This window comes from Chryseobacterium sp. UF-81 (genome assembly GCF_058245105.1).
In genome coordinates this window covers 57,921-70,555 of record NZ_JBSIBX010000002.1, presented here as the reverse complement: position 1 = coordinate 70,555, position 12,635 = coordinate 57,921, and the positions used below count along the sequence as shown (strand labels likewise).

General features: G+C 40.5%; 7 protein-coding genes. All 7 read right to left on the bottom strand.

All coding sequences use genetic code 11. The features are described 5' to 3' along the window. Window positions 1-287: 287 nt before the first annotated feature. Window positions 288-785 (bottom strand): cupin domain-containing protein, encoded by a 498-nt coding sequence (locus tag AC4IFE_RS03380; RefSeq protein WP_490754888.1) that lies wholly within the window; start codon window positions 783-785, stop codon window positions 288-290. Between the two features lie 49 nt (window positions 786-834). After that, complete coding sequence (locus AC4IFE_RS03375; RefSeq protein ID WP_490754887.1) at window positions 835-3,105, bottom strand: GH92 family glycosyl hydrolase; 2,271 nt, start codon at window positions 3,103-3,105, stop codon at window positions 835-837. 4 nt (window positions 3,106-3,109) lie between these two features. Continuing rightward, on the bottom strand, window positions 3,110-3,988 hold the full coding sequence (locus AC4IFE_RS03370; RefSeq protein ID WP_490754886.1) for an ROK family protein: 879 nt from the start codon (window positions 3,986-3,988) through the stop codon (window positions 3,110-3,112). Window positions 3,989-4,124: 136 nt separating this feature from the next. Beyond that, a complete protein-coding gene (locus AC4IFE_RS03365) occupies window positions 4,125-6,539 on the bottom strand; it encodes an endo-beta-N-acetylglucosaminidase H (protein ID WP_490754885.1) in 2,415 nt (804 codons plus the stop codon). Window positions 6,540-6,596: 57 nt separating this feature from the next. After that, entirely contained in the window at window positions 6,597-8,738 is a 2,142-nt protein-coding gene (locus tag AC4IFE_RS03360) for an endo-beta-N-acetylglucosaminidase H (RefSeq protein ID WP_490754883.1), read from the bottom strand. Between the two features lie 182 nt (window positions 8,739-8,920). Further along, on the bottom strand, window positions 8,921-10,348 hold the full coding sequence (locus AC4IFE_RS03355) for a glycoside hydrolase family 125 protein (RefSeq protein WP_490754881.1): 1,428 nt from the start codon (window positions 10,346-10,348) through the stop codon (window positions 8,921-8,923). A gap of 30 nt (window positions 10,349-10,378) precedes the next feature. Continuing rightward, entirely contained in the window at window positions 10,379-12,613 is a 2,235-nt protein-coding gene (locus tag AC4IFE_RS03350) for a GH92 family glycosyl hydrolase (protein ID WP_490754879.1), read from the bottom strand. Between the last annotated feature and the right edge of the window lie 22 nt (window positions 12,614-12,635).

Sequence of the window (12,635 nt, the reverse complement as noted above, 5' to 3'; positions counted from 1 at the left end):
TAAACATCTATGATTCATCGATATATATCGATCCCTTTTATTAGAATTTTATTTTAGAAAGCTGTTACTTTGTATCAGTAAAATTAACCCAGTAAGAATTTATTCCAACGGGAAATTTTACAAGGAACAAAAATGATGAAACAAAATATCGATGTACAGATAACTTCAAAAACTTTTTGAAAACTTAAAAACACAAATAGGAAAAAAATTAATTTGGTTGAGAGGTTATTTGATACAAATAAAGAAGACTGTTTTTGCAAACAGTCTTTTTTTATTTTTGCCGATAATTATCTTCCGAAATCGTCTTGTACTCTCACAATATCATCTTCATCTGAAGGGTTTGAAGCATCGGTATGCTGCCAGATCTCTGCAACCACACCCCAGCCGTCTAAACCTATCAGCCTGTGTCTTTCTCCCTGCTGAAGCTTGATCTGATCTTTCGGATGGTATTCTTTCAGTTCACCCTCTTCATCAGTATTGCTTGTTTTGATTCCAACTGTTCCTTCCACTACCTGCCAGATTTCGGCTCTGCGGTGATGGTACTGCCAGCTTAAACGGGCATTGGGAGCAACCAAAAGGATTTTAGGACTCAGCTTTCCTCCTATTTTCAGACTTTCTACATTGATTCCGTCAAAATACTGATTGGCAAAATCCTGGGCCTGATTTTCGTCGATCACGAAAAAACCACCCCAAGGTCTTGTATCGTCTTTGGATGCAATACTAAACCCCTGGGCTTCCAGCATTTTTTCTACCTTTTCGAATATTTCTGTTTTCTCTGCACTCATAATTTATTCCTGTTCTAAAATTATTTTCAAATATAAAGTTTGTTGATCATTATTCCTTGGACATTGAATAAGGAAAGTCTTTTTCATCAGAGCCTCTTTCTTTATTAGGCTTGCTATCCATCTGGAATTCCAACACAGCACCGTTCATCAGTTCTTTATGGCTGAGCCAGTTTTTCGCATAAGACCGAAGGTTTACGTTCAAGGATTTAACATATAGATTTTCCGCGCTGTTTTCCGGAGCTTTTATTTCAATTTCCTTGCCATTCTCTAAATGGATCACTGCTTCTTTGAAAAGTGGTGCTCCCAAAACATATTGATCCGTTGCCGGCGTTACCGGATAGAATCCTAAAGCTGAGAATACATACCACGCAGAAGTCTGCCCGTTATCTTCATCCCCGCAATAGCCATCCGGTGTTGCGTAGTACAGCTTATCCATAACTTGTCTCGTCCAATACTGTGTTTTGTATGGCGCTCCGGCGTAGTTGTACAAATAGATCATATGCTGGATAGGCTGATTTCCGTGAGCATACTGTCCCATGTTCATGATCTGCATTTCACGGATCTCGTGGATTACACTTCCATAATAGCTGTCGTCAAAAACCGGCGGAAGTGAGAAAACCTCATCCAGTTTGGTTTCAAATTTCTTTTTGCCTCCCATCAATTTAGACAAACCATCGATATCCTGGAACACTGACCAGGTATAATGCCAGCTGTTTCCTTCCGTAAATGCGTCTCCCCATTTGAACGGATTGAATGGCGACTGGAACTTTCCGTCTTTGTTTTTCCCACGCATCAGGCCGGATTCGGGATCGAAAACATTTTTATAATTGTAGGCTCTTTTTTTATAAATATCAATTTCAGAAGAAGGTTTCCCTAATGCTTTTCCTAACTGGTAGATTGCAAAATCATCATACGCATATTCCAGAGTTCTGGCTGCATTTTCATTAATTTTCACATCGTAAGGAACGTAGCCTAAAGTATTGTAGTATTCCACCCCTCTACGGCCTACCGCATCAATCGGTCCTTCGTTATTGGCTCCATGCTTCACTGCCTGCCAAAGGGTTTCCACATCATATCCGCGAAGCCCTTTGATGTATGCATCTGCTACTACCGAAGCCGAATTGTTCCCGATCATAATGTCAGAATATCCCGGGCTGCTCCACTCCGGAAGAAATCCTCCTTCCTTGAATGTATTGACCAAACCTTCCTGCATTTCTACATTAATGCTTGGATATACCAGGTTCAGAAAAGGATACAGGGCACGAAAAGTATCCCAAAAACCTGTTCCTGCAAACATTTTCCCGTCCAGAATTTTTCCGTTGTAAGGACTCCAGTGCTTTACTTTATTCTGTGCATCGATCTCGTATAATTTCTGAGGGAAGAACAATGTTCTGTACAGAGAGGAATAAAATGTTCTTATCTGCTGATCGGTTCCGCCTTTTACTTCAATTCTGCTTAAGGTTTTATTCCATATATTTTTGGCATCTGTTTTTACCTGTTCAAAGTTTCTGCTTCCAATTTCTCTCTTCAGGTTCAGTTCTGCCTGTTCGAAACTGATGAATGAGGAAGCTGTTCTTGCGTAAACGCTTTCTTTATTTTTTAACTTAAATCCAACAATTGCTCCGGCATGCTCACTTGTAATTTCTAACTGATTCTTTACAAAAACACTGTCTTTCCATGTAGTTGTCAGATCAAAATCTTTATCAAACTGAATGATAAAGTAGTTTTTGAAATTATTGTATTTGCCTCTGGAATATTTCGTCGTATAACCCAGGATTTTTCTTTCTTTGGGAAGGATCTTAATGTAAGAACCTTTGTTTAAAGCATCAATCACCACATATGCACTGTCTGTTTTAGGGAAATCAAACTTGAAGAAAGCAGCTCTTTCCGTTGGGGTAAGCTCTGTTGTTACATTGATATCAGCGAGATAAACACTGTAGCTATAAGGCTTTGCATTCTCGGCTTTATGGCTGAACCAGCTTGCCCGTTCTTCCTCCTTAAATTTTAGTTTACCAACTCCCGGCATAATGGCAAAAGCACCATAATCATTCATCCAGGGTGATGGCTGATGGGTCTGCTTAAAGCCTTTTATCTTATCCGCATCATAGGTATAAGCCCATCCGTCACCCATTTTTCCGGTTTGCGGAGTCCAGAGATTCATTCCCCATGGCAAGCCTATGGCAGGATAAGTATTCCCGTTGGACAAAGATGGTTTGGATTGGGTTCCCATCAGAGGATTCACATAGTCCGCAGGTGATATTTCCTGACCGAATGTAAAAATATTGAGTAGAATAAAAAAACTTGAAAATAAAAACTTCATGATATCATTTTGTTAAGTTGATTCGGGCTTTTTTCAAGGAATACCCTGCAGCACCGAGAATAGCAGCATCTTCAAAAATAGCGGAAATTTTAATAGGAAGGCTGATTTTATGTTCGTCCAGATGCTGATTTAACCTCTTTTTAAAGTACGGATAAACTTTTGCAATATTACCTCCTATAACCAACACCTCCGGACTATAATCTTTGACATATTTCACAATGAATTCCGCAAAGGAATCTGCGTAATCGTCAAACATTTTGGTCTGAATATCTTCAGGTTTATCCAATAAGTCTTTCGTTCCTGATATTTCGCCTCCTGTTAGAGCTTTATAATGATTTACGAACCACCGTGTTGCCAGATAATCTTCACAGATAGACTCTTTGAAAGGTGAATCCCACAGATCTTCATCCGCTGCTTCTTTTCCGTTATAAAAAGCGGTTCCCAGCCCTGTCCCAAGGGTTACTCCAAAAACCCTTTTATAATTCTGCACACACCCTCCAAAAACTTCTCCTTCAAGGAAAGCCCCGGCATCATTAACAAAATGAATCTGATCCTTAGAAATTGAAAGCCTTTTTGCCAGTTCTTCTTTAATATTGATCTGATAAATATCGATAAATTTTCCCTGCTGCATCAGCGAAATTCCGTTTTCATAATCAAAAGGACCGGGCATGGCTATACCGATCAGAAGGTCTTTTTTAACCAAATCAGCAGCCACTTTTTCAATGGCTGAAATCCAGGCAGAAAAAATGACTTCCTTTGGTCCGAAAGAATCTACATGCTCTCTTACATAAGTAGAAGCAATGATTTTACGTTTTTCAGGATCAACCTGAGCCATGGTAATATGCGAGCCTCCAATGTCTATTCCTACAATATTCTGCATCATACTTTTGCTTTATTTTTCTCTGTAATAATTCTTTCTCTTAAAAGTGACAGACAGGAAAGTATGTATACTCCCCGCCTGCCATCCTAAAATCCCCTAATTTTATTTTTACTTTTTATACGCCTGATGAGGATTATTTTTATTCTATAATCACTTTTCCAGAAGATTGAATCTTACCATCTTTTGAATGTATTGTATAGATATAGGTTCCTGCAGATAAATTCTGACTGCTGATCACCATATCATTTCTATCAATTTTTTTATTTGTTATTAGTTTTCCTGCCACATCATATAACGTGATTTCACTGGCAGATTTATCTTTAATAGTAAAATTAATATCATTTCCTTTTTTAATCGGGTTTGGATATGCATAATTCATGTTGCTCTTTCCTGAAGCAATATCTTTTGTTGATAGTGCTGCAGCACACGCTACATCTGTTCTCCAGTTGGCAGCCGACATATTGGTGAGGGTTGCAAAGTGTGTATTTACAGTAGCATCCAAAGCTCCGTTTCCGCTGCCTTCGTCCATTTTCCAATTGGCTTCCAGACTTGGCGAGTTGGCAGGAATATTACAGTTATTCGCAAGGATTTCTGCGGGTGTCAATGCTCTTTTCCATATCCTGAATTCATCCAGGAATCCATTGAGAGTACGGGCATTTTCATAATTTCTGCCCAGATAAAGAATCCCGTTGGCCGTGAAATTTCCCGAAGCTGTTGCGCTGGCATCAAGAACACCGTTGATGTAGATCTTCATAGTAGATCCGTCGTAGGTTGCTGCAATGTGATTCCATGTGTTGGTAGTCAGCCCTGTAACGCTGTTTAGTTTGACCTGAGCAGATCCGAAACTTAAGATAAACTGCAGCTTATTATTGGCTAAATTTCCATCTCCAAATCGCAGGATTGCAGAATTACTATCTCCTACTTCAATTCCAATTACTGATGATATATAGGGAAAACTGGGTTTGAAGGCATTTACTTTTACCCATCCTTCGAAAGTCAAAGCATTTCCGCTAAGGTTAAACTGTCCTGCATTCAGGTATTGGGTGCTTCCATTGAACGAAAGTGATCTTGCGCCGGGACTCTGAACAGGAGCAAATCCACTGTTGAATGCTGACTCTCCCGAATATACGCTGGTGGTTGTTCCTCCACATACGGCCTGTACTTTCCAGACATAGTTAGTATTTTCAGTTAAAGCCGGCAACGTATAAGAATTGGTTGTAATATTCTGAACATCCGTCCAGGTTGTTGCTGCAGCTGTTTTATACTGTAAGTTATAGCCGGAAGCACTTGCTACCGCATCCCATGATACTTTGGTAGTTGTTCCCAAAAAGCTTTCAGACTTCATCCCAGACGGTGTTCCACATGTACTGCCTGAATTAAAGCGGGGAGCAAACAGATAGGTACTTTTTATGGTTGCTGAACAGTTAGACTGTATTCTCCAGTCATAATCCGTATTCAGGGTCAGGTTATTAACTATAATATTGTTTCCGGAATAATTACCTGCAATGTTTGTCCAGGTGGTTGAATTGGCTGGTTTGTAATCAATATTATAGGTTTGGGAGGCATTGCCTGCCCAGTTTAATTTAGCTGAAGTTCCTGTGGTATTTGTTACTTCGAGCCCTAAAGGCGGATCACATGCATCCCCTTGAGTCCAGGAATAAAGCGGACCGCTAAGCAGCGTATTTTCGTTATAAAGAATATTTGATCCCGTACTCAGGTAGCTGGCATTGTTAGCGCCATTAAGATCGTACCACATAAATACTCCATAACCATCATTGATTGTATTGGTCGCAAGAGTGGAAAGTGTGGCAGCTGAAGTTGACTGAGGATTAGTGTTCTGTATCCAGGTAGCTGCAGCTGAAAGCTTGGAATTATTAAGTGGCGGCACTACAGGAGCACTATACGTTCCATAATACGGATTCCAGCTGTAATTGATATAATTTCCTGCTGCATCGCCGTTGTAGCTTTGCCTTGATGTCGCCGGTCCTAAATAATAAAATGTGATCAGCTTATCCGGCATTGCTGCCTTTAACTCCTGCAAAAGCATTACAAAAGAACTGCTGTTGGGCTGTCCTGTCCCGTTATTTCCATATCCTGCATATTCATCATCCAGATCAATACCATCCAGACCATAGGTGTAAACGGTATGGGCAAGCTGCCGTGCAAAATCCCGCGCAGCCTCACGGTTCGGGAAGTTTGAAATTCCGGCTCCCTGATGGTTTCCTAAAATATCCAGCAACACTTTAATGCCTTTTTGCTGCAAAGGTCTTACATAAGTGTTCACATCGTTCAGTACTTTGGTAACATTATTATTGTTGGAAATGTAGGCTCTGTTTTTAGAAACATCATAATTAATATTGGCAGCAAAAATAATTGCCACATCAAAAAGCTGCCTGTTGGTATTCTGCAGCGTATAAGATCCTACATTCAGCATATTGTTGTTATTCACCTCTACATAGCAAATTCCTACAGGATTAAGCTGCTGCGCATGAAGCACAGATGCCACCTGGGTGACGAGTGCGAACAAAGCAGTAAAAATGGAGTTTTTTTTCATATAATTTTAATTTTTATGGCTGGTAAAATCATTGGGCCTAAGCCCAATGACTGTTTTTTATTTTACAATTAGTTTTTCTGTCTGTTTTAAACCTCCATTCCGGGATTCAAACTGAATGATATAAGTGCCGCCCGAAAGCTTCGACAGGTTGTACTGGTGATCTCCAGACTGCAGCATCTGGGCTTCTACAACGCCTCCATTAAAATTATAAACCGTTAATTTCCCTCTGCTGTATTCTTCAGGAACAGAAAGGGTAAACGGTGAAGATGTACTGACAGGATTGGGATACAGTTTAATCTGCTTTTTAGCGGCTACCAAATCCAGATCCGCTGCCTTTTGATTTTTAGACGAGATTCTTTGAGTTCCTGCCGGACATGGTATATCTGTTCCCCAGTTGGAAGCATCTACACCTGTCAATGTTAATGTAACTCCGTTTCCTGAACTGTCCTGAACGGATGAACCGCTGCCCTCATTGAATTTCCAATAGGCTGCAAGGGAAGTTGCCGGAAGGGTCACATTACACATATTCTGGCTGATCTCTGTCTGACTTAATGCTCTTTTCCAAACTCTGACCTCGTCTACTTTACCATTAAAGTTTCTGGATGTACTGTATAAATACCCTACATTGAAAGCTCCGCTGGAAGAAACACTTCCTGTCTGGGATTTAGTCGCATCAAGAACCCCATTGATATAGATTTTCATTGCAGAGCCATCATAAGTTGCAGCAACGTGGTACCATGTATTGGCATTTAATGCCGTAGTGGCGGTCAGTTTTTGCTGTACATTATTGATACTTACCACAAACTGAAGCTTGTTATTGGCAATATTGGCATCTCCCAAACGCAGGAAAGCTGAATTGCTGTCGCTTACTTCCGTACCCATAACCGATGAAATATAAGGAGATGCAGATTTGAAAGATGATGGCTTTATCCATCCTTCCAGAGATAACGCTGATCCGCTCAAAGTAAGGTTCCCAGCTGCACCTGATTCACTGCTTCCGTCCAGGGAAAGAGAAGTAGAACCTGAAGGAGCCGTTCCTGTTCCGCTGTTAAATCTCGGGGCAAAAATATAAGTGCTTTTTACGCTGCAGTTCGTTCTGATTCTCCAGTCATATTCCGTATTGGCGGTTAAGCCTGATATTGTTACTGAAGTAGCAGAAATGGATGTTCCGGCATTGGTCCAGGTGGCAGAAGAAGCCAGTTTATAATCTACATCATACGTATTGGTTCCTACTGCCGACCAGTTCAGTTTCGCACTGGTTCCGGTAAGGCTGCTGGTAAATAATCCTATCGGGGCATCACAATTGGTTCCCTGTGTCCATGACTGCAAAGGAGTGCTTAAAGTTGTCTGTTCTCCGTATAATGTTTGTGTTCCTGCTGAAAGCTGTGATGTTTCATTGGTTCCATGAAGGTCGTACCACATAAATACTCCGTATCCGCCATTTTTTGTCTGGGTAGCCAGACTGGTTGTGGTAGAATTGGAAGTATTCCCCATCCATACAGCCGCCGGAGAAATCTGTGCATTGGTAAGAGGCGGTACATTAGGTGCGGAAAAAGTTCCGTATGTTGCGTTCCAGCTGTGATTGACATAGTCCCCTACTCTAAGTCCGTTCCAGGAAAGCCTTGAAGCAGCAGGACCATAATAATAAAAAGTGATCATTTTATTCGGCAGTAAGGCCTTTAATTCCTGTACAAGCATAACAAAAGAGCTGGCATTGGGCTGGCCGGTACCGTTTTGTCCGTAATCTGAATACTCATCATCAAAATCAATTCCGTCTAATCCATAAGTATTTACAGTGTGGGCAAGCTGCTGGGCAAAGTCTCTGGCTGCTTCACGGGTAGGAAAATTACAGAGACCTGCTCCCTGGTGGTTTCCCAAGATAGTTAATACCACCTTCATCCCTTTCGCCTGAAGCGGTTTTATGTAGGTATCTGCATTGGTCAGTACTTTCGTAACGTTGTTATTGCAGTACAGGTAAGGTCTGCTTCTTGCGGTGTCGTAATTGATATTGGCTGCAAAAATATTGACGACATTAAATAAATATCTGCCCGATGTCTGCAACTTATACGATCCCGCATTCAGGATGTTGTTGTTGTTTACTTCCACATAGCATATTCCCGTAGGATTAAGCTGCTGTGCATTCAGCACAGGCATTGCATGAATGATCATTACGATCAAAATAGTAATGGCTTTTTTCATAATGTTTTTTTTAAGTTATTTTGATGTATTTATATGTATTCATTTCTCCTGAAAAAGGAAAAAAATGATCAATTACGGCCAGAGAATTCTGTAAGGCAACGCCTCAATGAATTCTTTGTAAAACACTGCAACTAAAAAAACGGGAATAAAAGTTATGCTGGCACCTGCTGCAAATATCAATTCTAAGTCAGTAAATCCTGATTCTCGTTAAAGGTTTTCCATAACAGTTCACCAAATAATGTATTTGCCCATGCAAACCATTCTCTTGTGAATTTCTTGTCGTTATCCTTATGGAAGGATTCATGCATAAAGCCGGTTCCTCCATGGGTTTTCTGTAAAGTCTCTATACACCATCTGATCTCTTTTTTGTCATTGGAAGTAAGAGCTTTCATAATAATACTCATTGGCCAGATCATATCAAGGCCAATGTGTGGGCCTCCGATTCCTTCTGCCAGCTTTCCTTTGAAAAAGAAAGGGTTATCTTTTGACCAGACATAATTTCTGGTATTCATATAAACCGGATCATCAGCTTTTACGGCACCCAGGTAAGGAAGCCCCAAAAGGCTCGGGCAGTTAGCATCATCCATTAAGTTATAGCTGCCAAATCCGTTTGTTTCGAAGGCATAGATCTTTCCGTATTCCGGATGGTCATAGATTCCATATTTTTTGATGGCTGCATCTACCTCATCAGCAAGGCTGTTTAACTGCTGAGCCAGTGCTGTTTCATTTTTGATCTTTGAAACCATTTCTGCCGCCTGGCGCAAGCTTACTACAGCAAATAAATTGGAAGGAATCAGGAAAGCATAGATGGTAGCATCATCACTTGGACGGAACATAGAATTGATCAATCCAACAGGATTTGTTGGATAGCCGTAGCCTCCCATCGGAATTCCATCTGTAGCCCATGCTGTCGTACGTTCAAATTTGTATGGACCTAAGTCTTTTTTTCTCTGTTGCTCTACGAAAGTCTGTAAAGTCAGCTTGATTCCCTGTAACCAGCTGTTATCAAATGGTTTTGTATCTCCTGTTGTTTTCCAGAAGTGGTAAGCCAGACGGATGGGATAGCACAATGAATCTATCTCCCATTTTCTTTCGTGGGTTCCGGGTTTCATATCGGTATGATCATACTCTTTCCATTTGCTTATTTTGTTCTCATCGTTATAAAAAGCATTGGCATAGGGATCTTTCAGAATAAATTCTGTCTGTTTGTGAATCACTCCAGAGATCAGCTTGTGGAGTTTTTCGTCTTTCTTTGAGAACTGCAGGTAAGGGAAAACCTGTGCAGAACTGTCGCGGAGCCACATGGCATCTATATCTCCTGTAATAACATAAGTATCCGGAGTTCCATTGATTTCTTTATAAAAAACAGTAGTATCTAAAGTATTGGGAAAGCAGTTTTCGAAAAGCCATGACAGTTCTTTATTCTTCACTTTCTTTTTAAAAGCTGCAATGGCACTTTCTACCGCCTCACTCGTAAAATGTCTTTTATCTTTTGGAACACGGACCACAGGAAAATCTTCCCTGCTTAACGTTTTTGCGAAAACATTCTGAGTAAACAGTAATCCTGCTCCGGCAATTGCACTTGTTTTAATAAACTTTCTCCTTTCCATTATACTTTTTGTTTCGTTATTTTTATTGATCTATTTTACAGGCTTGCTTCCCATTACAAATTTCAGTTCACCGCCATTCATAATATCACTGTGGTTAATTTCCCAGCTTTTGAATTCTTTTCCGTTCAGGAACATTTTCTGAACATATATGTTTTTATCCGAAATTTTATCAGCTATTACCGTGAATGTTTTTCCATTCTCCAGTTTTAAGGATACCTTCGGAAACTGTGGTGCACCAATGGCATATACAGGTTTTCCGGGGGTCACCGGATAAAATCCTAAGGAAGAGAAAATATACCATGCAGACATCTGACCGCAGTCTTCATTATTAACAATACCATCCGGTTTTGCTGCGTACATATTATCGCGGATGAATTTGACCATTTTCTGGGTTTTGTAAGGAGCTCCTGCGTAGTTATACAGGTAAGGAACATGATGTCCCGGCTCGTCACCAAATCCCAGAGAACCAATGAATCCTGAAATATCTACATGCTGCTCGCCGATCATTTTAAGTTCTTCGGTAAAAGTTTTATCCAGTTTTTCTTCAAATCCTTTTTTGCCTCCGTATAAATTCATCATTTCATCGATCTGATGGGGAACGAAGAAATCATATGCCCATATGTTCCCGGAAACCCAGTGTGGCTGTAGCTTTTTCCAGTCATTTAAGGTGAAATCCGGCAGGAATTCTCCGTTTTTCTGTTTAGGCCAGAAGTGATTATTTTTTTTATTGAATGTATTAAGGAAGTTCATAGAACGCTTTCTGTACACCTCTGCTTCTTCTTTTTTACCAAGTTTTTCGGCAAGCTGCTGAATGCACCAGTCATCATACGCATATTCAAGTGTTGCAGAAACTGAAGCTCCGTTTTCGGACGGTGTATAGCCTGATTTGATATAATCATTAAGGCCTCCGCCGCCATCGCTGCTGCTCATTTTGTCCGTTAAAGAAGCATCTTTCATTGCTGCAAATGCTTTCTCCTGATCGATTCCCGGCACACCTTTGGAAATAGCATCCCAAATAACCGAAACACTGTGGTACCCAAGCATACAGAAATTATCGTATCCGCATAATTCCCAGATTGGCATGTGGTCTTTTCGGTCCGTGTATCTGCTGATCAGCGAGTTGGCAAATTCTTTTGTATGTTTCTGATCCATAATGGTCAATAATGGATGCGTCGCTCTGAATCCGTCCCAATAGGAATAGGTACTGTAATTGGTAAACCATTTGGTATTCATATTTTCCTGAGCAGCCACATAATCTCCGTTGGTATCCATATAGAGGTTAGGCGCGATGAAGGTATGGTATACTCCGGTGTAGAAGATTTTTCTCTGACCGTCTGTGCCTCCGGTTACCTGAAATCTGTTGATCAGATCCCTCCATGTCTTCTGAGCAGTTTCTTTTGCTTTTGCAAAATCTACATTCTTAGCTTCGGCATCAAAGTTTTCCTGGGCACCTTCAGTACTTACAGGAGATAAGGAAACTTTTACTTCAATGCTTTCATTCTCCTCAGTTGAAAATCTTACGAAAGCTTTGGCATCTTTAGCAAGAGCTATTTTTTCGTTCTCTTTTATTTTTCCTTCAGAATAGGTTCCATAGGATTTAAATGGCTTTGAAAATTCCATCACAAAATAAGCAAACCTTTTTCCTCCCCAGCCATTGCTGTAGCAGTAGCCTTTGATTTTATTATTCCCTTCTATACTTACCAGCGTATGATAAATATTTCCGAAGATTTTATTGGTAGGATCTATGATAATATTGGACTCATCGCTTTTTGGAAAAGTGTATTTATGAAAGCCTACTCTTGGAGAAGCCGTCAACTCAGCCTTAATTCCATAGCTGTCTAAGATTACAGAATAATATCCCGGCGATGAAGTTTCTTTTTCGTGACTGAATGTAGAACGGTAACCACTTTCCGGTTTATCCTCGGATCCTGGAAGCATTTTTATTTTTCCAACGGTTGGCATGACTAAAATATCTCCCAGATCTGCCCAGCCTGTTCCGCTGAGATGATTATGACTGAATCCCATAATGGTTTTACTGCTGTAATGATACCCTGAACACCAGTCCCAATCACCGCTTTTGGTATTCTGATCCGGACTGAGCTGGATCATTCCAAAGGGTGTAGTTGCTCCGGGAAATGTATGGCCGTGCCCTCCTGTTCCGATGAAAGGATCTACCCATGAAAGAACGTCATCCTTCCGTTGCTGGGCATTTCCGGCATAAGAAAACAGGATCATTGATAAAAATATAAGCAGTTCTTTTTTCATAATCATAATAGGAAAATCTTAA